Source organism: Enterococcus sp. MSG3299 (assembly GCF_050555765.1).
GTDB lineage: Bacteria > Bacillota > Bacilli > Lactobacillales > Enterococcaceae > Enterococcus > Enterococcus faecalis.
Genome location: NZ_CP187869.1, coordinates 2283410 through 2307499 on the forward strand (window position 1 = coordinate 2283410; position 24090 = coordinate 2307499).

Genomic DNA, 24090 nt, shown 5'->3' on the forward strand with positions numbered 1-24090 from the left:
AGAAATTTGTCATTCCTTCTATTCGCTTGCCCAAGTGGAAAGGATAAAAAATGGCAACTTTTAAACAATATACAAAAAAAGGAAAAAAATACTGGAAAGTAACTGCCTATTTAGGCGTAGATTATTTAACTGGAAAACAAATTAATGTCACTATCAGAAACTGTAATACAAAAAAAGAAGCACAGCTCAAGCTTAATCAAAAAAAAATAGATTTTGATAATGGAAATCTAGCTAACGAGCATACTCGTTTAACCACTTTTGAAGAAGTTTATTATATGTGGTTGGACGAATACAAAAAAACAGTTAGGGAATCCACATTCATCGCTACTGAACGACGTATGAAAAAACACATTTTGCCCACATTCGGGAAAATGCGACTTGAGCGTTTAACAGTCAAGATCGTGCAAAAATCTGTTAATGAATGGTATAAAAAGAATGAAATGGGAAAAGTACTTTTAAGTTATGCTTCTCGTGTTTGTGACTATGCTGTTGGTTTAGAAATAATAGACTCAAACCCATTTAAGAAAATAACTAAACCTAGTTCGCTAAAGAAATTAGAAAAGAATACAAAAAGAAAGTTCTATACAAAAGACGAACTGGAACATTTCTTAAATACAGCTGATAGCATTGCCAATCAAGCCAAAGAAGAAAGTTTAGTTCTAAAATACTATGCCGACTTAGACTGTGCTATTTTTCGCTTACTTTCTTTTACTGGTATACGTGTTGGTGAAGCTTTAGCATTGAATTGGAATGATATTGATTTAAAAAAGCAGGTAGTTAATATAAATAAAACTACTGCTATCAGTACAAATGGATTGACTATAAACGATCCTAAAACTCCCAATTCTATTCGTAAAATTTCTTTTGATAACAAGACTGCTTATATCTTAAAAAAATGGAAACTTAGACAGCATGAAGCTTTAATGAAAAAAGGTGGATTTAAAACACAACTCATTTTTACAAAAATTGATGGTACCATGTTCCGAAGTCAAGACATTTACCAACGTTCTAAAAGATTGGCAGAAAAAGCTAACTTACATTCTATTGGTTGTCATGGTTTTCGGCATACCCACGCAACATTATTATTCGAATCAGATAACGTTAGGTCTAAAATAATCCAAGAACGTTTAGGACATTCTTCTTTACAAATAACTATGGATACTTACACTCATATTTCTGATGAAGTTACTAAAGAAGCAACAGATGCTTTCAGTAGCTATGTAAATTTTTAAAATAGCAAATCTACATCAATAACTAAATCAGTAAATTCCTAACAACAAAAAAAGAGCCTAGAACCCTTATAAAGCAAGGATTCTAGGCTATATTAAAATAAATTATTTAGTTTCACGGTGTAAAGTAACTTTTCTTTCACGTGGGCAATATTTTTGTTTTTCTAAACGATCAGGATTGTTACGTTTATTTTTATTTGTTAAGTAGTTACGTTCTTTACAAGAAGTACACTCTAAAGTGATGTTTACGCGCATGTTTTCCCCTCCTACTAATAATTGATCTTTCCAAGAGATTTCTTAGACTTGAATATCATACCATTTTTTTTGTCATTTGACTACCCTTTTGGGCAAATTTGTAAAGTAGAACTACTTTACAAATTTTATTTTTTGTACATTTCCATATACGCTTCTAAAACTTCTTTGGCAATCGTTTGATTTGGTTTGGAAGATTCATCATTTAAGTGTGGTAAAACAACGCTAATTGCAATTTCAGGATTTTCGTACGGCGCATAAGCCACCAAGTTACTATTAACCGTTGTATGGTTTACTCCATTAGCATCTGTTGCTTGCGTTTCGGCGGTCCCTGTTTTAGCAGCAATCGAAAACTTGTCTGATTTTAAACCACGTGCAGTTGTAAAAGGACTAGTTCCATTTACCACATTATAGAAACCTTGTTGAAGAATTCCTATCTGGTCTTCAGAAATATTCACCTTATTCAAAACTTTTGGTTCAATTTCTTTTAAAATTTTTCCTAAAGCTCCATTTTCATCATTGCCATAGATTCCTTCTACCACATGGGGTTGTACGCGGATGCCATTATTTGCGACAGTGGAAACGTACTGTGCTAATTGTAACGCGCTATAGGTATCATATTGCCCAAAAGATAGGTCAAGAAGATTACCGCCTTGTGGCGCAGATGACGAATCCTTAAAGTCCTTGTTTTGAATTCCTGTTGTTTCTCCTGGTATATCAATTCCAGTTTTCGTTCCCATACCATATTCTGCAAAAGCTTTTCTTAATTCTTTAAAGACAGTGTCATCTCCTACTTCATAAGGGAAAATCATATTGGGATAATAATTCACACCCATCATTTTAAAGACTAATTTCATCATATAGGCATTCGAAGAATATTCTAACGCTTGCTCCGCAGTTAATTGCATGGTTGTTCCGCCAGAAGCATTCCACCAAGAAGCTTTTGGATTACTACCTGCTAGTAAAATAGCTTCATCTGTTAAAACATCATTGCCTTTAATGACGCCTGTTTCATAACCCGCTGTTAAAGTACCTGCTTTCACAACTGATCCAGGAACTTCAGAATTCAAAATAGGTGCTAAAGGATTAGGTGTGACTTCTCCAGTTGCTAAATCATGATGAAATCCGGACATCGCTAAAATAGCTCCTGTTTGAGGGTTCATAGCAACGACATACGCATTTTCTGAGTATGGTCCAATGGTTTTGACTATTTGTGAATAGTTTCGTTGTAAAATTTCATCAACTTTGTTTTGGAAATTTGAATCAATCGTTAATTTTAAGTTGGAGCCTTTTTCCCCTTTGGAAATTGGGGTTTGTGAAACAATCTTTCCATTATTGTCTAAAACGACTTCTGATTTTGCTTTTTTACCTTGTAGAACGTCTTCATATTGTTTTTCTAAATAGCTAGTTCCAACACGGTCATTTCGTGCATAGCCTTTTTTCAAATATTCATCGACTTCTTCGGCTGGCAATCCTTGTTTTTCAGTTGAAACGGTGCCCAACAGGCTACGTAATGCGCCACTTTGAGAATAATCACGCGTCCAATCAGTCCCTGTTGAAACACCAGATATTTCCGCTGTGTGTTCACCAATTGTCGCAATTTCACCTTCTGTTACCCCTTCATTCTTGATGAAGACCGTGTTCATTTGTGACGCTGCATTCATTCGTTTAAAAATCGTTACTGCTTGTAAGGTTCGGTCATCAAACGCAATTTCTTCAGGGGTGACTTTTTCAACTGCTTTGGCATATAATGTGCCTTCGTCCGTAATTTTGTTGCCTTTTTCATCTTCTTTATCTTGATCGGTTAAACGGGCTTGGGCTGCTTTTAAATTTTCAGGATTCGCTAACCAATAATCTTTTTTGTCACGATCCGTTAAGTTTGGATCAACTGGAACGTTAATAAGTTCGTTAACTTTATTCGCAATCGGTAAAATATCTTTTCCTTCAATATTTTTTCCTCGTGTGTAAGTGATTGCTAAATTGGCTTTGTTAGAAACCAAGACTTTTCCTTGTGAATCATAAATTTGTCCTCGAGGGGATGGTGTCGTGATTTGTAGTGAAGAATTGGCAGTGATTTTTTTGTTAAACTCTTCTCCTTCTACAATCTGTAAATACCCTAAACGGACAATTAATGAAACAAATAAAGTGAATATCACAAAAAATAATAAGTTCAATCGAAAAGGAATATGTGGCTTTCTACCTCGTTGACTCTTTGCTGCGGCATCTGTTTTTTTTATTTTATCTATAAATGAGTTTTTCTTCATACCTCTAGTCCCTTCACTAAAAAGTTTCGCATTCTCATTGTAACAAAAAATAGTCAAAAAATCAGGATTATTCCCAGCTCTAAGGAAATATTTAATTATTTTGTTGTTGAAAAAAGTCAAAAGGACTTCTGAATTCAGAAGTCCTTTTGACTTTTTCTCTTTTTTTAACGGCTGTAATTGTGAACTTCAGCAGCCATGCTGTCAATGAAAATTGATAAATCTTCGACAGACGTTTCTTTGCTTCCATAACGACGGACGTTCACCGTTGCGTCTTCCATTTCTTTGTCCCCGACCACTAATTGATAAGGTACTTTTTGGGTTTGAGAGGCCCGAATTTTGTAGCCCATTTTTTCGTTACGATCATCGACTTCAACACGTAAGCCTTGTGCTTGTAAACGTTCTTTGATTTCATAAGCATACTCAGAATGCGCTTCTACAGAAACTGGGATAATAGTTGCTTGAATTGGTGCTAACCAAGTAGGGAAAGCGCCTTTGTAAACTTCTGTTAAGTAAGCCACAAATCGTTCCATTGTTGAGACAATACCACGGTGGATAACAACTGGGCGATGTGTATTTTCACCATCTTCGCCAACATAAGTTAAGTCAAAACGTTCTGGTAATAAGAAGTCTAATTGGATGGTTGATAATGTTTCTTCCATTCCTAAAGCTGTTTTTACTTGAACATCTAACTTCGGACCGTAAAAGGCAGCTTCGCCTTCTGCTTCAAAGTAATCTAATTCTAATTCATCCATGGCAGCTTTTAACATCGCTTGCGCTTTTTCCCACATCGCATCATCATCAAAATATTTGTCTGTATTATTTGGATCACGATAGCTTAAGCGGAAACGATAATCTGTAATGTTAAAGTCAGCATAGACTGCCACCATTAACTCCAAAGTACGTTTAAATTCGTCTTTAATTTGGTCAGGACGAACAAAAGTATGGCCATCGTTTAAAGTCATTTCACGAACACGTTGTAACCCTGATAATGCGCCAGATTTTTCATAGCGGTGCATCATCCCTAATTCAGCGATTCGAATTGGCAATTCGCGGTAACTATGAATGTCATTTTTATAAACCATCATATGGTGTGGACAGTTCATTGGACGTAATACCAGCATTTCGCCATCACCCATATCCATTGGTGGGAACATATCTTCATGGTAATGATCCCAGTGACCAGATGTTTTGTATAATTCCACATCTGCCATAATTGGTGTATACACATGTTGGTAACCTAAGCTAATTTCTTTGTCCACAATATAACGTTCAATTGTACGACGAATGGTTGCGCCTTTTGGTAACCAGAAAGGTAACCCTGAACCAACTTCTTGTGAAACCATAAATAAATCTAATTCTTTTCCTAATTTACGGTGGTCACGTTCTTTGGCTTCCTCGCGCATTTTGATAAATTCTTTTAAATCTTTTTTATCGAAAAAGGCAGTGCCATAAATCCGTTGCATCATGTGATTGTCAGAGTTTCCGCGCCAATAAGCACCAGCCACTGAAAGTAGTTTAAAGACTTGAATCCGTCCTGTCGAAGGGACGTGAACGCCACGACATAAATCGACAAAATCGCCTTGATCATAGACAGTGATGATTTCATCTTCTGGCAAATCTGTAATTAATTCAACTTTGTAAGGATCATCAGCAAATAATTCTAACGCTTCTGCACGTGAGATTTCTTTACGAACGATTGGGTTATTTTCCTTCACAATTTTCATCATTTCGGCTTCAATTGCAGGTAAATCTTCCGCTGTCACAGGGGATTCTCCATTATCTGTATCATAATAGAACCCAGAATCAATCGCAGGACCTACGCCAAATTTAATGTTAGGGAAAAGACGGCGTAAGGCATTAGCCATTAAATGAGCTGATGAATGACGTAAAATTCCTAAAGCATCTTCATGATCAGGTGTCACGATTTCAAGCGAACCATCTTCTACGATAGGACGATCTAAATCGATTAAAACACCATTGAATTTACCAGCTAAAGCTTTTTTGGCTAAACTGTTGCTAATGCTTTTAGCAACATCAAATGTTGTAACCCCAGAATCAAACGGTTTAACAGCGCCATCTGGAAAAGTAATGTGAATAGACATAATAAAATTCTCTCCTTTTAATTTTTTTGATTTGAAGCGTTTCATTGTGTTCCTGTTTTTCACAATGAAACGAAACAGCCACCTGTTCCCCTTGTTAAAAAACAAAAAGTCCTAGTATTCTAACGAATACTAGGACGAAAATATCGTGGTTCCACCTAATTTTGAACACAAATAATCTGTGTTCCTCTAGCGTGTTAACGGTGCGACCGCCTTTGTTTCAACAAAGGTTTCGAAAGTGGTCATCCCTTGTGCCAATCTGGAAAATTTTCAGCCAAGATTTTCCTCTCTAATAGATCGCGGGCAAGTTCAGTTGTCTTTCTCATCAATCATTTATGCACTTATTTAACCACTTATTTTCAGAAAAAGCAAGTGATTCAACAGAAATTCTCTGAAAACTTATTTTTTCCATTCGCCGCCTTGTGCATAGCGGTCTTTTTTCAATTCATTGACAATCACATGGATATTCTCTTTTGGTGCACCAGCGTTTTTTGACACAGCTTCTGTAATATCTTTGACCATATTAGTTAACTGTTCTTCTGTGCGGCCTTCAATTAATTCTACATGTACAAATGGCATCTTCGTTCCCCCAATTTAAATTGCTTGTTCTGTTTGTATCATAGAGCGGGTTATGACGCTTGTCAATAAAAAATTGGAGACGTCAGTCGTTACGGTTGACGTCTCCAATTTTTACTTTTCAGATACACAGCTGGACCAAAGTACGGTCTTGCCTAATATCTCTTTTTATACTTCTTCGCCGTAATCTACAGGTTTATCAAATTCACCTGGTGCATCATCATAGATATGTCCGTAAATAATTACCGGCATTCCGTCATAGGATACATCAAAGATTTTTGAAACTTCTGTTCCTGGCGTATTGATACAGCCATTACTACCAGCATCGGTTTTAAAGGCTTCTTTATCGCCGTACTTATCCAATTTATGGTCGGAGTCATGAATCCCAATTTGTGTGACAACGCCCCCTTGACTTAATAACGGCATCCAATATTTTACTGGCACACTGTATCGAGAACCATCAAGCATTTGACCTTCTAAATTCACATCGGTTGTCCGATATAAAATTGTATGGAATCCTGGTACTGTTGCGGTTCCTTTGTTATATCTGCCAGTAATGACATCTGTGGTGACTATTTTTTTGCCATCAATGAAACAATACATTTTTTGATCTTTTAAATCAATTTCAATGTAATTATTGGCTATTTTACTATTTTCTTTGGTATCGCCAACCAACGGAGCAGTGATTGCATTCGTTGGTTCTTGGCTATTCAGCGCGTTTACTAGTAGTTCTTGCGTTTTGGCCCCATCAATCGACCAGCCATAACTTCCGTTGTTTTTAAAACGACGTGTCGTGCCGTGAACATCTGTAAATAAAACTGGTTGATTAGCAGAACCATATGTTGTTTCTAATTGTGTCACCCAAGTAGTTAGTTTTTCTTTGTTGATTGTGCCATCATCATTCAGCACGTTTTGAATTTGTGTTTTATCAAAGGCTACTTTTTCACCATTAATATCAACTGTAATTGTTTTATTTAACTTGTTATTGAGCGTTGTCAATGTTGCCTTTAACGTTTGATCCTCTTTTGTAATTTCAGGGGCTTTATAAAAATCTTTGGCATTGTATTGATAGTTGCCTTTTCCCGCTTCAACATCCGCAATAATCTGCTGATTTAAGCGCTGTGTGTCCACTACTGTGCCTTGTTCTTCAGGAACAATTTCAAAAGTGCCATTTCCTCGACGGATACTCGCATTTTTGCTTGGTTTCCCCTCTGGAAAACTTAAAGTCGCTAATTTGGCTTCTAGTTCTTTTTTGAATGCCTCGTTTAACGGTAGCTTCACCTTGCTACTGTGTAAATGGTCTTTTAAAAATTTTTGATCCAATTGGTATTTTTTAGGAAGTTGAATTTTTTCTTCTTTTGTCCCAGTTTGAACCACAACTTCTTCGGTTTGATTAACTTGCGCTAATTTTTCTTCTGCAGCATTTACATTTAACCAGCCTACAGAAACTCCATTTACTTTTGTGGTTGGTAAAAAGTGACTTTGAAAATAAACATAACTGCCCCCAGCAACCAGAGCTAGTCCAACCAAAGAAGTAATAATTACTTTCTTTTTACTATTTTTTCCTGTTTTTTGGCGACGTGTATTACGCATTTGCATTTCTTCTTTTTTCATTTGTTCATCCTTTATATCAATAATTTTAGGTTTATTTCTTAGAATCTAGGCAACAAACAACTGCGGTGATCTACAATCAAAAAAACTTCCCTTTCTCTCGCAGATTAATTTTTTCAATTATACACTATTTTTACGTTGTTTTCAGCTTATTTTCCTTGTAAATCCTTTAATCTTAAAGAATTTGTATACTCTGTGACTTTTTTTGCTTCTTGTAAATGATACGTAAACTGGGCCATTTTAGCAAAATCCTGAGCGACGACGTCAAAAAAGGCTTGTGTCTTTATTAAGCTGTTCCAACAAGCTTCTTTACTAGAAAAATCCAGCAATGATGCTAATTGATCCATCGTGTCAGGAGTGACATAATTTTTCAGATACTTAAATTGTTTCCCAACAGAAATTGGCTCCGGTTCCTGCCAAGCCGCTTGCCAAGAAAGCAAGCGCAACAGTTCCTGCTGACAATATTCATAGAGATGTGTGACAGCGTAAAATAGTTCATTCCGACAAAGCCCCTTAACTACATACGTACTAACCCACCAAAATTCATTGCAACAATCGTTAAACTGCTGCTGATTCGGAACTGTTACTGTATAATTTTTATCAGATGCTACAGGTAAAGGCGGCAAATTTTCATCTTTGTCTAACAAGATAATTGCTAAAGAATCGCCTTCATGCCAATTGTCTTTTTCTGCGAGAGGACACAATGTTAAATCGATACGTTGGCCATCTTCAAATAACATTAAAAATGTTTCCCGCGTCTTCGGTTCTGTGGGAAATAAGGTCATTTCCTTGGGACGTTGCATAATTAATGGTTGACCAAATTTTGCTGTCCACGTTGCTGTTTCAAAAAACTCAGCACATGGTTCTACAATATAAACAATGTCGAAATCTTGAAAACTATCTTTTGGCGCTTTCACATTCGTGCGAGAACCCACCATTCCCATGGCTCGAATGTGTTCTTCTTGTTTTGCTACATCCATAATAAGTTGAAACATTTCTTCTTCTGTACGCATGCATTCGCTCCCTCTCTTCAAAAGTTTCTATTAAAACATAGATTTTTTTATAAGTCTTTTGTTTTCTATCGCTTTTTCTATGGTACTTCGTATACACTAACATTACAAGGAGGGATGTTTCATGCATTGGTTAAAAATAACAAGTTTATCCATTGTCAGTTTTGGCTTTTGTATTCTTTTGATTTTAGGTCTACTTATTTTTACTGGCAAAAATACGCAACCCACCGATAAACCAGATGCTATTTTAATTTTAGGGGCCCGTGTTTTAGGGACGTCTAAAGAAACCGCACTGCCCAGCCGTGTTTTGCAAGCTCGGTTAGATGTGGCTATCCCCTATATTAAACAACACCCCGAGACACCCGTTATTGTTAGCGGAGGGCAAGGAGCAGATGAGCCGGCTACGGAAGCCGCGGTTATGAAACAATACTTGCTAAATAAAGGTGTTCCAGAAAAACAGATTCTCTTAGAAAATCGTGCCACACGCACCAAAGAAAATATTTTCAATTCACAAAAACTCCTTTCTTTTAAACGGCTAGTGATTGTTACTAGTGACTTTCACATGTATCGCTCGCAACTTTTAGCCAAGCGAGCAGGCATCTCAAATGTTTCAGGCATCACTGCGGCTTCTTCTTTTCCAAAAGATATCAAAAATTTTGGTCGAGAGCTGCTTTCTTTAGGCTATGCCTTACTCTTTGATTGGTAAAAGAGCGTCCTTCGCAAGACCATTTTGCGAAGGACGCTTTTATATTCTGTGGATTTGCTCACTTTTGTTCTCTTCTTCTTGTGTTTAAATTATAAAAATGATAACATATCTTTGTTAGCGCTTACAAATAATATTTATTTTATAGGAGGAGAAAGTTATGGGGCATCAATTGAGCACTCATTTTTTTAACAAGAAAACAGGGATTATTTCAACTTTTTTAAGTTTGATACTTTTAGTCGGTGGGTTATTGTTTGCACTACCTGCATTTGAAGTACAAGCAGCATCAACTGTTACACCTAAAACAGTCATGTATGTAGAAGTAAACAACCACGATTTTAACAATGTGGGAAAATATACTTTAGCCGGAACCAATCAACCTGCTTTTGATATGGGGATTATTTTTGCAGCCAATATTAATTATGATACGGTCAATAAAAAACCTTACTTATATCTAAATGAACGGGTCCAACAAACTTTAAACGAAGCTGAAACACAAATTCGTCCAGTTCAAGCACGCGGCACTAAAGTCCTATTGTCTATTTTAGGCAACCATGAAGGCGCTGGCTTTGCTAACTTCCCAACTTACGAAAGTGCGGATGCCTTTGCAGCTCAATTAGAACAAGTCGTTAATACGTATCATTTAGATGGTATTGATTTTGATGATGAGTATGCTGAATACGGAAAAAATGGGACGCCTCAACCAAATAATTCTTCGTTCATTTGGTTACTTCAAGCCTTAAGAAATCGCTTAGGCAATGATAAATTAATTACTTTTTATAATATTGGACCAGCGGCTGCGAACTCTTCAGCTAATCCTCAAATGAGTTCTTTAATTGATTATGCTTGGAACCCTTATTATAGTACCTGGAATCCGCCACAAATTGCGGGGATGCCTGCTTCTCGTTTAGGTGCTTCTGCCGTTGAAGTTGGTGTCAATCAAAATCTAGCTGCGCAATATGCTAAACGTACAAAAGCGGAGCAATATGGTATTTATCTAATGTATAACCTCCCAGGAAAAGATTCATCTGCGTATATCTCGGCGGCGACACAAGAACTTTATGGTCGAAAAACGAACTATTCACCAACTGTTCCAACACCTTAATTATTATCTCGTGTCTACAAGCGCCAACATGTAAAGAGTTAAAAGCCAGCTTACTACAAGCTGGCTTTTTGGTATCTTGAGCGAATAGTTTTACACAAAAAAAGACCCGCCCTTTGGGTAAGGACGGGAAAGGAGTTAAAAATGAAAAAGTGTTTTGTGTTGTTAAGGTTGTTTGTTGATATGCTTATATCTTACAAACTAAATGTGAAGATTTTGTGATCATTTCATTCTTATTTTGCTACTTTTATAGGAATTAAATAGATTGCCACTAGACTATCTTTAGTTGCCTCGTGCATCCGTTATTCTGACTGCTCCTTGTGGTGATACTCTGTAAAAACCGACAGTCCCTGTCCCTCCATTTGCAACCATCTGTTTCGATTGGGCTCTAAAAAAGAAGTCATTTCCATTCATACCCAAAAATCCAAGGTTCGTATCATTATTTTCTGCATCAGTCAGTGTCTTTCTAATATATGTCTCTGCTTTTTCTTGTGTATCGATGATTTTTGCCTCTTCATTTTGGTCTTGATTTTCCTCTTCAGAAGAACGATAGTAATACTCTTCCGCAGGATAATTTCCACTATCTTGAGTAATTAACAATCGCGGTTTCGTCTTATCCGATTGGTCGCCGTTAGGATTTTCAACACCAATTTTATATAATAATAACGCAGCACCAGTAGGCCCCCACCTAATACTTAAGCTTGTAATTGGTCGCGACTCATCAGTAGGTGAATCCTTCGTAATCATTCCTCCAGTATTTGTACTACCATCAGGATGAATGATCAAACTCTCTCCTTTACCATTTTTCCATGTTCCAACTAAAGTAGTAAAATCGCCAGCATTAATCGCTGTAGTATCTAAATCAGCTACAGTTAGCTGACTGTTGTCTTCATCAGCTGTCAGCTCTTCATTTTTCACTGATTCGTTAGACTCGACACTGCTGCTCGCTTGTTCGTTTGTCTTATCAATTGTTTCACTGGTTTTTTCATTCGTCTCTTCAACTTTAGAGGATGCCTCCGTTGAAGCGGTTACTTTCTTTTCTTTTGGTTCCCGACAAGCAGTTAATGATAAAACCGCTAGCCCGACAAAAAACGCTAACATTCCCTTTTTCACGCCTATTCACCCCGTTCAATGATCTATCTTACTAGACTATTGTACTATTAATTCAACTGTTTAGACAAATATTTATGGAACAGACAAAAGTTGAACCTGTCATTGAATGCTTTGTGTCACATGGACCTATCAATCAACTTTCTTTTTTCTATGTATTATATGAAAAAAAGTGAGCCATCAGTCAAAATGACCGATGGCTCACTTTCTAAATCTTAAAACAAACGAACAAATGGATTATTCAGGTAAATCTACATTATGATGAACTTTTTGAACATCTTCTAAATCTTCTAAAACGTCTAACATTTTTTCAAAGTTCGCTAAATCGTCGCCTTCTAATGTTACTTCGTTTTGTGGAACCATTTCTAACTCAGTAACCGTGAATTCTTCAATGCCTTTTTCTTTTAACGCTTCTTGTGCATGGTGGAAATCTTCTGGTTCTGTGTAAACGATAATTTGACCGTCTTCTTCAACAACATCGCGAACATCAATGTCTTTTTCCATTAAGTATTCTAAAATTTCATCCGCATCGTCACCAGCAAAGCCAATGATACCTGTATTATCAAACATGTAGGAAACAGCACCGCTGACACCCATGTTTCCGCCGTTTTTACCAAATGCGGCCCGTACATCTGCTGCTGTTCGGTTCACGTTGTTCGTTAAAGCATCAACAATGACCATTGAACCATTTGGCCCAAATCCTTCATAGCGTAATTCAGAATATTGTTCATCTGCTGAACCTTTTGCTTTTTCAATAGCGCGATCAATAATATGTTTTGGTACATTGTATGTTTTGGCGCGTTCGATTACAAACCGTAATTTTTGGTTTGCATGAGGATCAGGGTCTCCTGACTTCGCTGCTACGTAAATTTCAATCCCGAATTTTGCATAAACACGGCTATTGTTTGCGTCTTTGGCAGCTTTTTTCTCTTTAATATTTGCCCATTTACGGCCCATATTCTCACTTCGCTTTCTCTGATTTGTTGTTAGTATCTTATCCCTTGTTTATTATACTGGGGAAACTGATTTTTGTTAAGTATTTTTTAGGTATCTGGCGAAAATCGTAAGGGAAACCGACCAAAATTTTGTTCTTTTAAAGAAGAATCTCCCATCTGGTATAGTTGATTGGCGCGAATATCTAACGAAAGCATTGCGCGGTTTTCTTTAGATACCTTGGAAATTACCGGCAATTGAATTTGTGCTTTGGTTTCTTTTAGATAAGCTTGTCCCTTTGGCGTAAATCCTAGCACATGGAGATAACTGTTTTGCCAAACAGTTTCAACTTCTTCTTTGGTCATATTTAACAATATATAGGTTGCTAATCGTTGCAATCTTGTCCAAGTATAACGCTTCGTTTTCATACGTTCCATTAATTCGTGAAAAGAACCTGCTGCTTGGATTTGATCTTTTAGTCGATATTCAAGTCCTTCCGTCACTTGGTAAATGGCTTGTAACTCTTCTAACGAGGATTGAACAATTTTATACTTTAGGAAGGGCCAATAATTTTCCCATGAAATCATTGTCTGTGTTTGTAAATGTTGTGCGGTTATAGAAGGAATCGTTGGCAGCACTTGCGTTATTTCTTGTTGAAAAACACTTTGCCTAATCGCCGTGGCGCTAGCAACTTTCCCAGAAATCGTTGCATCATGAAAGCCCGCTTGTTTTCTAGCAATTGGGTAGAGCGTCATCGGGGTTGGATACGTGGCATTTTCCTTTGCATAACTCATCCCCAAAATATGATTAGGCGAAGAAAAATCGAACCTGCTTTCAGGATATACTTGACGAAAAACAGCAGTCATTTTTTGTGGATAACTCAATTGTTTGTCTGTCAATGCGTGGAACGTTTGATCAATTAAGGATTGATTTTCTTGGACAAACTGACCGAAAGCCGCATAATCAATTGCGCTTGTACTATCTGTTCCAAAACATAAGCTCTCACATTGCAACGCCTGCAATAACTTTATACCGCCTTTGGCAAAGTAATCCGCAGACTGTACCGACCAAGCTGTCGGCAATTCAATGACTAAATCCACACCATTTTGCAAAGCTTCTTCTGCTCTGGACCACTTATCTAGTAAGGCTGGTTCTCCTCTTTGTAAAAAATTTCCACTCATTATAGCAATCACTACTTCAGCTCCGCTTTGTTGGCGAGCTTGTTGGGCATGATAGCGATGTCCATTATGAAAGGGATTATATTCCACGATAATGCCACAGGCTTTCACTCTAGCCACCTCCGTTATAAAAAAATGGACTTATCAGCAAAGAGACAAACGTTTTTAAGCGCTGTCCCAAGCTCATAAGCCAAATCTTATTAATCTCTTTGACAAACAAAGAACCAGCGTTCACTTGTTTCAGTTGGTGCTTCATCTGTAAAGTCTGCATAAACTTTGACGTTCATGAAACCAGCACTTTCTAACATTCGTAAATAGTTATCTAACGAATAGGTTCGTTCTTGATGCAATTCATCATACCGAACAAAGTGCTCATCTGTTTCCTGTTCTTTCACAAAAAATGTTAAGAAATGTTCGATGCTGTGTTCTTTTTCACCAGCGTAACTATCCCATAGAAAAGCAAATTCTTCTGTTTGATAATGATAGCTATATTCTGGAAAAACTGAATCAATTTTGTAAGTAGAATGAACATCAAAAATGAACGTTCCTTCCTCTTCTAACGCTTGATAAACTTCATCGAACACTTGTTGTACTTCTTGGCGATTAGCCATATAGCACAGTGAATCAGAAAAACAAGTGATGGCTTGGTATTGTCCCACTTCAGATAAATCTAGCATATTTCCCTGAACAAATTGAACTGGCACTTCTTCTTCAAAGGCCCGTTCACTAGCAATCATCAACATTTCTTCTGATAAGTCTAAGGCCGTCACATCGTAACCACTTTTCGCGAAATCAACTGCTAAAGCGCCTGTACCACAAGCCATTTCAAGAATTTGTTGGGTTCCTTGTGGGAGATGACGATTGGAAAAATCCAACCATTTTTGGTATAGGCTTTCGTCCATCACTTCGTCATAGACGAAAGCAAACGTTTCATAGGCCATTTTAGTCGACCCAAGCGCTTAGATCAACCATTGGGGCATCTGACCATAATTTTTCTAAGTTGTAAAAGGCACGTTCTGAAGATTGGAATACATGGACAATAACATCGCCTAAATCGATTAAAATCCATTTTCCGCCTTCTTTACCTTCCACACGTTTGACTTCTACTTGATTTTTGGCTTCTTGTTCGTTAATTTCATCAACAATCGCATTGATTTGACGTTCACTATTGGCTTGGCAAATTAAAAAATAATCTGCTAATAATGAAATCTCTCTTACGTCTAATGCGACAATTTCTTCTGCTCGTTTTGAATCTGCTGCTTTGACAGCAATTTCTAAAATTTTCTGGCTATCTATGATAGTTCCCTCCTAGTAATTCTTTCTTCTTTTATTTTTGATTAACGACCCATTGATTGTAGGTCTCTAACGTTTTTGGATAAATTTTATGTTCTTGTTCAATCAAATGTAACAAGGTATGTTTCGTCTCATAAGCAACCGCTGCATCTAAGTCAACAAGGGCAATTTCACGGGCTTCTTTCACACCTGGAAAATCACGTCCTGGTTCAATGTAATCTGCGACATAAATAATTTTATCTAGCAAGCTCATCTTAGCAGCCCCAGTTGTATGCACACGAATTGCCTGCAAGATTTCTTCGTCATAAATGGCTAATTCCCGTTGAACAATATCCGCCCCAACTAAGCCATGCCAAATTTCATTGCCATAGTTTAATAAAGCCAAATCAAAACCATCTCGGCGAATAATCAACTCGAATTCATCGTTTGGACGTTCTTTGGCGTAATCATGCGTCAAAGCAGCAATACTTGCTTTGGCTTCATCGGCACCATATTTCGCTGCCAAGGCCACAGCTGTTTCCTCGACTCCTAACACATGGCGAAAGCGACGTTCACTCATTTGCATTTGAACTTTTTGCATTAATAATTCACGTTGTGCAGCATCATAATTTGTTATCCAGCTCATCTTGATACAGTCCCTTCTCTTGAATATAGTTTATCACATTCTCTGGAAGAAGATAGCGTGTTGAGCAACCACTTTTGACTTTTTGTCTAATCAAAGTGGAACTAATCGCCATCTGCGGAACATCGACCCAAATAATTGGATAGGTAGATTCCGTTGGATAATTAGGACGCCGAATGCCGACAAATTGAACTAAATGGAGTAAGTCATCAATCCGATGCCATTTGGGCAAGTATTCCACCATATCTCCACCAATTATAAAATAATAATCAGTATCTGGATTGGCTTCTTTTAAAGCTTTCATCGTATCATATGTGTAACTTTTGCCTTTGCGAATTAATTCAATTGGCTCAATATCTAAGCAGGGATTATCAGCCACTGCTAGTTCTAACATCGCTAACCGATGTTCACTGCTAATTGTTTTCTTTTCGTCTACATGTGGTGGTAAGTACGTAGGCATTAAGTAAACTTTGTCCAAACCTAGTTGATTTTGAACTTGATCGGCCATGACAAGATGTGCTAAATGAACGGGATTAAAATTACCACCTAACAAGCCGACTTGCTTTCTTGTTTGAAAACGTAACGGTTCCTCTTGCAAGAGAACGTCCGCTCCTTGACGCGCTTGTCTTTTTTCTCCCATTGTTCATCCCTCCAATATTAAATCTCTTTGACTGCTGCTGAAATTTTTTGATATTTTTCTTTACTTGATGGCTTGAATAAGACCAACACGCGACCAATAATTTGTACCACATCGCAATGAATGGCTGCTGTTAGTTCTTCTGCAACCTCTTCTGCTACTTCATCTGTATTTTGTAATAACGTGATTTTAATCAATTCACGTTTTTCCAACGCTTCATCAATTTGTGTAATCATTGCGTCATTCAAACCACCTTTGCCTACTTGAAAAATAGGTTGTAAATGATGTGCCTGACTACGTAAATAACGTTTTTGTTTTCCTCTAAGTTTCAAATTGTTTGCCTTCTCTCTAAAATTTAAATTAATGCTTTTCTACGTAAAACATCGACACCTTTAGGCGCCCAACCAGCGACTACACCAGGTTCTGTGACAGTAATCCAACCTAGACCAGCAAACACAATATCCGTTTTTTCTTTCACGGAAAATTCAAAGCGCACTAATTCAGGAAACTCAGCGACTTCATCGGCACGTGGGGGCTGCAATAAGCCACCAACATGTTTTTCATAAAAAGCATCGGCGGTTGCTGTTTTTGTTCGGTGTAAATTTAAGTCATTGGAAACGTAGGCAATGAAGGAACTTTTAGCACCTTGGACATAATCAAAGCGAGCCAAGCCACCTAAAAACAAGGTTTGTTCAGCATTTAATTGGTAAACTTTCGGTTTGATTTCTTTTTGCGGTGCAATAATTTTCAAGTCTTTTTTACCTAGGTAATGTGCCATTTGATGACGGTGAATAATTCCGGGCGTATCGATTAAGAAGTGGCCATCGTCTAATGGAATTTCAATTTTATCTAGCGTTGTTCCAGGAAATTGTGATGTCGTAATCACATCTTGAACACCCACTGTTTGTTGAATGATTTGATTGATTAATGTTGATTTTCCAACATTGGTCACACCTACGACATAAACGTCTCGGCCTTCACGATATTTTTCGATTGTATCTAATAACTCTTGCATTTCTTGTGGTTTCTTGCCACTTGTTAGTAAAACATCAACAGGGCGTAATCCTGCTTCATGGGCCCGTTCTCTCATCCATTGAACCATTTTAGGTTTTTTTAATGATTTAGGCAAAATATCCACTTTATTGCCAACTAACAACACAGGATTATCTCCGATAAAACGATGTAGTCCTGGAATAAGAGAGCCATTAAAGTCAAAAATATCCACTACGTTCACAATCAGTGCATCTTCTGTTCCTAAACCATTCAATAAACGTAAAAAGTCATCGTCGGTTAATTGGACATCTTGAATGTCATTATAATGTCTTAAGCGAAAACAACGTTGGCAATAAACTTCCCCTGTTTCCATTCCTTTTTCGAAAGCTGTTTTTGGTGTATAGCCTAATTCATGAGGATTTTCCGTTTGGATAATCGCACCACAGCCAATACAATGAACTGCCTCTGTCATTCTAATCCGCCTCTCCATGTCATTTCTGGATGTTTTTTTGATAAGTATTTCATAATTTTCCGTTCAAAGAACCGATTGATTCTAGTATTCCAGCCATCTGTATCGACAATCGGTTGAACTAAAACATTGCGTATACCCGCTGCGTTAGCTCCCCGAATATCTGTCATAATCTGATCGCCGACCATTAACATTTCAGATGGCTTCAAGCCTAATTTTTTTTCTGCTAATTTGAAGCCACGTGCGGTTGGTTTCAAGGCACGTGCTACATAATCTAAGTCAAACTTTTCAACAACGCGTTTAATCCGGCTGTCTTTGTTGTTTGAAACAACGAGGACAGTAATTCCTGCATTTTTCATTTCTAATAACCAAGTTTTTAATTCTTCTGTTCCATCGGGATTATTCCAAGCAATTAACGTATTATCTAAGTCAGTTAGTACTGCCTTAATCCCTAGTTTTTTTAATTGTGCGGGGGTAATTTTATAAATCGCATCAATCATCCATGTCGGTTTATATTTTGAAAACATCGTGACTCCTCTCACTGACACTATGTAGTTTCTTCGATTTTAAGAGACTGAAACATAACTAAACAATTATGCTTCAGTCTCTACCTATTGTATTATACTGCATTTTACTGAAAATTTCTATAAAGGACGGTCGTTCCTTGTAAAAGAACAAGTAAAATAAAAGAAAAAAATAAAAAAAGCCACCCATCAACCCCTGAAAAGTTCGTTGATGAGTAGTAACTTCTAATATTTGCGAAAACGTTGGTATCTTTTTTCTAGTAACGTTTCCGTATCTAATTTAGCTAATTCAGTTAATTTTGAAATGAACGCTTTTTGTAACATGCGATTAATTTTTGCTTGTTCCAGAGGCTGACCGTTCATAACTTCTGGAATTACTTTATCTACAATAGCTAATTCCTTCAGCTCTGTCGCTGTGATTTTCATCAATTCTGCTGCTTCTTTCGCACGACTGCCATCTTTCCACAAAATAGAGGCGAAACCTTCTGGCGAAAGAACCGCATAAATCGTGTGTTCCAACATCCAAACTTCATCTGCGACTGCTAAAGCTAAAGCACCGCCACTGCCGCCCTCACCAATGATGACTGAGATGATTGGCACTTTCAAATCAGACATTTCTAACAAGTTTTGCGCAATGGCTTCCCCTTCTCCTCGCTCTTCGGCACCAATTCCACAATAGGCACCAGCAGTGTTCACAAAGGTAATGACTGGGCGGTTAAATTTTTCCGCTTGTTTCATTAAACGTAACGCTTTGCGATACCCTTCAGGATTAGGTGAACCAAAATTACGTTCAATATTTTCTGGTAGATTTCGGCCTTTTTGGATACCTACCACTGTAACTGGTTTACCTTGCAAAGTAGCAACACCACCGACTACAGCTAAATCATCGGCAAAGTAACGATCCCCATGAAATTCTAAAAAGTCCTCAAAAATTGCTTCTATATATTCTAAAGTTGTCAAACGATCTTGGGCTCTTGCCAAGGTAACAACATCATTGGCTGTTTTCTTTTCCATGTTAGCGCCACCCTTCCAAAGAATGTAAACGTAACAAGTCGCTCAATCGTTGACGCAAAAGATTTCTTGGCACAATCTGATCTACAAAACCATGTTCTAAAAGAAACTCGGCCTTTTGAAAATCATCTGGCAACTCTTGACGAATCGTTTGTTCAATTACACGGCGGCCAGCAAAACCGATTAAACTCTGAGGCTCTGCCAAAATAATATCGCCATCCATCGCAAAACTTGCGGTAACACCGCCAGTCGTTGGATCAGTCAATACCGTAAGATACAGCAGCCCTGCTTTGTTATGCCGTTGCAAAGCGGCCGAAATTTTCGCCATTTGCATCAATGAAAAAATTCCTTCTTGCATACGGGCACCACCAGATGCAGTGAAAATCACTACTGGTAAATGCTTTTCCGTCGCCCGCTCAAACAAGCGTGTGATTTTTTCACCAACAATCGTTCCCATACTGCCCATGATAAAATTAGCGTCCATGATTCCAATTGCAACAGCTTGTCCTTCAATTGTTGCTTCTCCCGTTAAGACAGCTTCATCTAGCCCAGTTTTTTCTTGCATTTTTTCAATTTTTTCAAGATAACCAGGAAAATTTAGTGGATCTTTTGTCACTAATTCACTGTCCCAATTGTGGAAACTTTTTTCATCAACGGTTATCGCTAATCGTTCCCATGCACCAATCCGAAAACTATAGCCACAATGCGGACAGATTTTTTCTGCACCCATTTCTTTTGTATACAGTGTTCGCTTACAAGAAGGGCATTTTGCCCACATATTATCTGGAACAGAAGGCTTCTTTGATGCATCATTTGCATCAGCACGATTTGGATTAATGCGAATGTAATTTTTCTTTTTAAATAATGCCATTTGCTTACTCCTCGTATTTTAGCGGCAAGAGCACAGCTCTTGCGGCGTTCTTTCTTTAATGATTGCTTTCTGGCTCCCAATTTGGTAGAAATGTTTCTTGTAAAAAGCTTGTGTCATAGTCACCTGTCAAAACATTGTCATGTGTAATTAAATCTAATTGGAATTCGGCATTCGTAATAATACCTTCTGTTACAATTTCATTTAAAGCCCTTTGCATTTTCATCAAGGCATCAAAACGATTTTCACCATGTACGATGACTTTCGCAATCATTGAATCATAATAAGGTGGAATTGAATACCCTGAATACATAGCGCTGTCTACACGCAAGCCCATTCCACCACTAGGCAACAAGAGATTTTGAATTTTACCTGGTGAAGGAGCAAAATTAAAGGCAGGATTTTCAGCGTTAATTCGGCACTCAATCGCATGCCCAGTCATGATAACATCCTCTTGGGTATAGCCTAAAGGTTCACCCGAAGCAATTTCTAATTGTGCTTTGACTAAATCAATCCCTGTTACCATTTCCGTAACTGGATGTTCGACTTGGATGCGGGTATTCATTTCCATGAAATAAAAGTCGCCAGCTGGATCCATCAAAAATTCAATGGTTCCGGCATTTTCATAATGCACAGCTTGTGCCGCTCGAACGGCCGTTTCGCCTAACATCTGACGCTTTTCTTCAGAAATAGCAATCGATGGTGATTCTTCTAACACTTTTTGATTATTTCTTTGTAGTGAGCAATCACGTTCCCCTAAGTGAATCACATGCCCATATTGATCACCTAAAATTTGCACTTCGATATGACGTGCTGGATAAATAATTTTTTCTAAATACATATCATCATTACCAAATGCGGCTTTGGCTTCTTGCTGTGCTGAAGTAAAGTGTTTCGGTAACTCTTCTTTTGAAAGAACTTTTCGGATTCCTTTTCCGCCACCACCAGCAGCTGCCTTTAACATCACTGGGTAACCAATTTCTTCAGCAATCGTCAACGCTTCTTCGACAGAATCAATGACGCCATCACTCCCAGGAATAACAGGTACCTTGGCTTTTTGCATCAGTTGACGTGCGTTTATTTTATTGCCCATTGCATCAATCGTTTCTGCTTTAGGACCTATAAAAGTAATGTTGCATTCTTCGCACATTGAAGCAAATTGACTATTTTCAGATAAGAAACCAAACCCTGGATGAATCGCTTCAGCATTGGTAACAATCGCTGCACTTAAAACAGCTTGAACATTTAAATAAGAATCAGTTGCTTTCGCCGGTCCAATACAAATAGCTTCATCTGCTAACTGTGTGTGTAACGCTTCTTGATCCGCTTCAGAGTAAACAGCAACTGTTTGAACGCCTAATTCGCGACAGGCACGAATAATACGAACAGCGATTTCTCCGCGGTTTGCGATTAATACTTTCGAAAACATTTTTCACCTATCCAATCATAAAGGTTAATTCAGCCTCGGCAACTTTTTTTCCATTAACTTTTGCCACACCTTTACCCATTCCAGCAGAAGCGCGGACTTTTAAAAGTTCAACCTCTAAAATTAATGTGTCGCCTGGTGTTACCTTTTGTCTAAATTTTGCTTTATCTAATCCACCAAAGTATGCCGTTTTCCCTTTGAATTCAGGCATTGAAAGTAATGCCACGGCGCCTGCTTGAGCCAACGATTCAATAATTAAAACTCCTGGCAAAACAGGATTCCCAGGAAAATGACCTTGAAAAACTTGCTCATTAACCGTTACATTCTTTTTCGCTACAACGCGTTCCCCGGGAATGACTTCTTCAACACTATCTAATAATAAAAAGGGATAGCGATGTGGTAAAATTTCTTGAATTTCTGTAATTGTTAATTTCATGTTTTATTCTCCTTTAGCAACTCGGAATAGCGGCTGACCAAATTCAACCACATCTTCATTGTTGACTAATATTTCAGTAATCACACCGTCAACTGTCGCCGTAATTTCATTCATTAATTTCATCGCTTCAACGATACACACAACGTCACCCGTTTTAACAGTGTCTCCTACTTTGACAAAGTTCTCTTTATCTGGTGCTGGTTGTAAATAAACGATTCCTACAATGGGTGACGTAATTTCTTCTGTCTTTTCATTGGCTGTCGGTGTATTGGTTGGCGTTTCTTCAGCTACAGAAACTGTTTCAACAGGCACTGACACACCACTAGCGGCTACTGGTGTTTCTTGTGGTTGCGCCACTGGTTCTACGGCACTTCGTCCAGAAACTGTATTTTTATTCATATATAATTCAAACGAGCCTTCTCGTAAATCGAATTCGGTTAAAGTTGATTGATCAAATTGTGTTAATAATGCTTTTACTTCTTCTAACTGCATGTTAATCCTCCCAGCGTTTTAAGCAAATAACTGCATTGTGGCCACCAAAGCCTAGCGAGTTACTTAAAGCATAATCAAATTTATGCTCTTTGCTTTCGTTTAAAACAACGTTCACCGTAATTGCTTCATCTTGATTTTCCACATTAATGGTTGGCGGAATAAATTGATGTTGTAAAGCATTTAGGGTAGCAATTCCTTCAATTCCACCAGCGGCGCCTAAGAGATGTCCCGTCATACTCTTCGTACTACTTACATACGCCGTTTTTGCGGCATCACCTAAAGCCAATTCAATTGCTTTAGATTCTGCACTGTCATTGGCTTGTGTGCTTGTTCCATGGGCGTTAATATAGCCAATTTTTTCTGGAGAAATCCCAGCTTCTTCCATTGCTAGTACCATGGCTTTCGCTGCGCCGCTCCCATCTGGTGTTGGTGATGTCATATGATAGGCATCGCAATTAGCACCATAGCCAACCACTTCACCTAAAATAGTTGCGCCTCGTTCTAGAGCATGATCTAATGATTCTAAAATAAAGACACCCGCTCCTTCTCCCATCACAAATCCACTACGTTCTTTATCAAAGGGAATTGAGGCTTTTTCTGGGTCAGTCGCCTTTGTTAAAGCGGTCAAGGAAGCAAATCCTGAAATACCGATTTCTGTAATAGGCGCTTCTGCTCCACCAGCAATAATGACATCGGAGTAGCCATGTTTGATATTGCGGAACGCTTCCCCAATTGAATGGGTTGCACTAGCACAAGCCGTCACTGTTGAAGTACAAATTCCTTTGGCACCAACACGTAAAGCAATATTTCCCGCCACCATGTTTCCAATCGCCATTGGAATAAATAACGGTGCCACACGTTCAGGTCCTTTGTCGTGCATCCGAATTACTTGATTTTGAATTGTTTCCAAACCACCAATCCCGGAACCCACCATGACGCCAAACCGATCCACATCTAGTTGACTGGTATCCAAGCCACTCATAGCCATTGCTTCTAAGGCCGCATAAATGCCAAATAACGAAAACTTATCCATGCGTTTGCCATCTTTTTTAACAAAATATTTTTCCATTGGAAAGTCTTTCACTTCAGCTGCTAAGGTGACACCTGTTTCACTAACATCAAATTTACTAATCGGTCCGATACCATTTTTCCCTGTTTTCAAACTTTCTAAAAAAGTCTCAGGTTCATTGCCAATCGGCGAGGTGACACCGTAACCGGTAATAACTACTCGATTCATCCTTTTGACTCCTTT

At 38.0% G+C, this 24090-nt stretch carries 25 protein-coding genes; 3 read left to right on the top strand and 22 right to left on the bottom strand.

All coding sequences use genetic code 11. The annotated features are described in order from the left end of the window. Positions 1-50: 50 nt before the first annotated feature. On the top strand, positions 51-1232 hold the full coding sequence (locus tag IGL23_RS11175; protein WP_002367292.1) for a tyrosine-type recombinase/integrase: 1182 nt from the start codon (positions 51-53) through the stop codon (positions 1230-1232). A gap of 102 nt (positions 1233-1334) precedes the next feature. On the opposite strand, the gene rpmG is transcribed toward IGL23_RS11175, so the two are convergent. The 6 genes from rpmG to IGL23_RS11205 form a co-directional block, all read right to left on the bottom strand. Next, positions 1335-1484 carry a 50S ribosomal protein L33 gene (rpmG, locus tag IGL23_RS11180; protein WP_002356321.1) on the bottom strand — a complete coding sequence of 50 codons (150 nt, stop codon included), beginning with the start codon at positions 1482-1484 and terminating at the stop codon, positions 1335-1337. Between the two features lie 125 nt (positions 1485-1609). After that, positions 1610-3745 carry a peptidoglycan D,D-transpeptidase FtsI family protein gene (locus IGL23_RS11185; protein WP_002359399.1) on the bottom strand — a complete coding sequence of 712 codons (2136 nt, stop codon included), beginning with the start codon at positions 3743-3745 and terminating at the stop codon, positions 1610-1612. Positions 3746-3909: 164 nt separating this feature from the next. Next, positions 3910-5847 (bottom strand): threonine--tRNA ligase, encoded by a 1938-nt coding sequence (thrS, locus tag IGL23_RS11190; protein ID WP_002359397.1) that lies wholly within the window; start codon positions 5845-5847, stop codon positions 3910-3912. Positions 5848-6243: 396 nt separating this feature from the next. Further along, positions 6244-6423 carry a 2-hydroxymuconate tautomerase gene (locus IGL23_RS11195; protein ID WP_002356318.1) on the bottom strand — a complete coding sequence of 60 codons (180 nt, stop codon included), beginning with the start codon at positions 6421-6423 and terminating at the stop codon, positions 6244-6246. A 165-nt stretch (positions 6424-6588) separates the two neighbouring features. Continuing rightward, on the bottom strand, positions 6589-8034 hold the full coding sequence (locus IGL23_RS11200; RefSeq protein WP_033595537.1) for a L,D-transpeptidase family protein: 1446 nt from the start codon (positions 8032-8034) through the stop codon (positions 6589-6591). A gap of 146 nt (positions 8035-8180) precedes the next feature. Next, positions 8181-9044, bottom strand: a complete 864-nt coding sequence (locus IGL23_RS11205) for an aminoglycoside 6-adenylyltransferase (RefSeq protein ID WP_033595539.1) — start codon at positions 9042-9044, stop codon at positions 8181-8183. A gap of 121 nt (positions 9045-9165) precedes the next feature. Here IGL23_RS11205 and IGL23_RS11210 point away from each other — a divergent pair, with 121 nt between their 5' ends. Beyond that, entirely contained in the window at positions 9166-9747 is a 582-nt protein-coding gene (locus IGL23_RS11210; RefSeq protein ID WP_033595541.1) for a YdcF family protein, read from the top strand. A gap of 157 nt (positions 9748-9904) precedes the next feature. Further along, positions 9905-10849 (top strand): endo-beta-N-acetylglucosaminidase, encoded by a 945-nt coding sequence (locus IGL23_RS11215; RefSeq protein WP_002382461.1) that lies wholly within the window; start codon positions 9905-9907, stop codon positions 10847-10849. A gap of 279 nt (positions 10850-11128) precedes the next feature. On the opposite strand, the gene IGL23_RS11220 is transcribed toward IGL23_RS11215, so the two are convergent. From IGL23_RS11220 to fabF, 16 genes are all read right to left on the bottom strand, one after another. Next, entirely contained in the window at positions 11129-11959 is an 831-nt protein-coding gene (locus IGL23_RS11220) for a DUF6287 domain-containing protein (protein ID WP_002379796.1), read from the bottom strand. 234 nt (positions 11960-12193) lie between these two features. Further along, the gene (locus IGL23_RS11225) at positions 12194-12913 is read right to left on the bottom strand and encodes a YebC/PmpR family DNA-binding transcriptional regulator (protein WP_002356305.1); all 720 of its coding nucleotides are present in this window, start codon (positions 12911-12913) and stop codon (positions 12194-12196) included. 86 nt (positions 12914-12999) lie between these two features. After that, positions 13000-14187, bottom strand: a complete 1188-nt coding sequence (locus IGL23_RS11230) for a nucleotidyltransferase (RefSeq protein WP_161634313.1) — start codon at positions 14185-14187, stop codon at positions 13000-13002. Positions 14188-14267: 80 nt separating this feature from the next. Beyond that, positions 14268-15008: a class I SAM-dependent DNA methyltransferase gene (locus IGL23_RS11235; protein WP_002356302.1), complete on the bottom strand. Its 741-nt coding sequence runs from the start codon at positions 15006-15008 to the stop codon at positions 14268-14270. Position 15009: 1 nt separating this feature from the next. Then, positions 15010-15348 (bottom strand): ribosome silencing factor, encoded by a 339-nt coding sequence (gene rsfS, locus IGL23_RS11240; protein ID WP_033072556.1) that lies wholly within the window; start codon positions 15346-15348, stop codon positions 15010-15012. A gap of 46 nt (positions 15349-15394) precedes the next feature. Then, positions 15395-15985, bottom strand: a complete 591-nt coding sequence (yqeK, locus tag IGL23_RS11245) for a bis(5'-nucleosyl)-tetraphosphatase (symmetrical) YqeK (RefSeq protein ID WP_033595545.1) — start codon at positions 15983-15985, stop codon at positions 15395-15397. Next, the gene (locus tag IGL23_RS11250; protein WP_002365150.1) at positions 15963-16622 is read right to left on the bottom strand and encodes a nicotinate-nucleotide adenylyltransferase; all 660 of its coding nucleotides are present in this window, start codon (positions 16620-16622) and stop codon (positions 15963-15965) included. The genes yqeK and IGL23_RS11250 overlap by 23 nt, the downstream gene beginning before the upstream one ends. Before the next feature lie 17 nt (positions 16623-16639). Further along, complete coding sequence (gene yhbY, locus IGL23_RS11255; RefSeq protein ID WP_002356298.1) at positions 16640-16951, bottom strand: ribosome assembly RNA-binding protein YhbY; 312 nt, start codon at positions 16949-16951, stop codon at positions 16640-16642. Between the two features lie 23 nt (positions 16952-16974). Beyond that, a complete protein-coding gene (gene yqeH / locus IGL23_RS11260; protein WP_033595547.1) occupies positions 16975-18084 on the bottom strand; it encodes a ribosome biogenesis GTPase YqeH in 1110 nt (369 codons plus the stop codon). Next, complete coding sequence (locus IGL23_RS11265) at positions 18081-18608, bottom strand: YqeG family HAD IIIA-type phosphatase (protein ID WP_002356296.1); 528 nt, start codon at positions 18606-18608, stop codon at positions 18081-18083. The genes yqeH and IGL23_RS11265 overlap by 4 nt, the downstream gene beginning before the upstream one ends. Before the next feature lie 222 nt (positions 18609-18830). Further along, positions 18831-19619, bottom strand: coding sequence for an acetyl-CoA carboxylase carboxyl transferase subunit alpha (locus tag IGL23_RS11270; RefSeq protein WP_002362363.1), 789 nt, complete (start codon positions 19617-19619; stop codon positions 18831-18833). A 1-nt stretch (position 19620) separates the two neighbouring features. Next, positions 19621-20487 (bottom strand): acetyl-CoA carboxylase, carboxyltransferase subunit beta, encoded by an 867-nt coding sequence (gene accD, locus IGL23_RS11275; RefSeq protein WP_002356293.1) that lies wholly within the window; start codon positions 20485-20487, stop codon positions 19621-19623. 55 nt (positions 20488-20542) lie between these two features. Next, positions 20543-21913 carry an acetyl-CoA carboxylase biotin carboxylase subunit gene (locus tag IGL23_RS11280; RefSeq protein WP_002359385.1) on the bottom strand — a complete coding sequence of 457 codons (1371 nt, stop codon included), beginning with the start codon at positions 21911-21913 and terminating at the stop codon, positions 20543-20545. A 7-nt stretch (positions 21914-21920) separates the two neighbouring features. Further along, complete coding sequence (gene fabZ, locus IGL23_RS11285; RefSeq protein ID WP_002356286.1) at positions 21921-22346, bottom strand: 3-hydroxyacyl-ACP dehydratase FabZ; 426 nt, start codon at positions 22344-22346, stop codon at positions 21921-21923. Positions 22347-22349: 3 nt separating this feature from the next. Beyond that, positions 22350-22838 carry an acetyl-CoA carboxylase biotin carboxyl carrier protein gene (gene accB / locus IGL23_RS11290; protein WP_002359384.1) on the bottom strand — a complete coding sequence of 163 codons (489 nt, stop codon included), beginning with the start codon at positions 22836-22838 and terminating at the stop codon, positions 22350-22352. A 1-nt stretch (position 22839) separates the two neighbouring features. Beyond that, a complete protein-coding gene (fabF, locus tag IGL23_RS11295; RefSeq protein WP_002356284.1) occupies positions 22840-24075 on the bottom strand; it encodes a beta-ketoacyl-ACP synthase II in 1236 nt (411 codons plus the stop codon). Positions 24076-24090 lie beyond the last annotated feature (15 nt).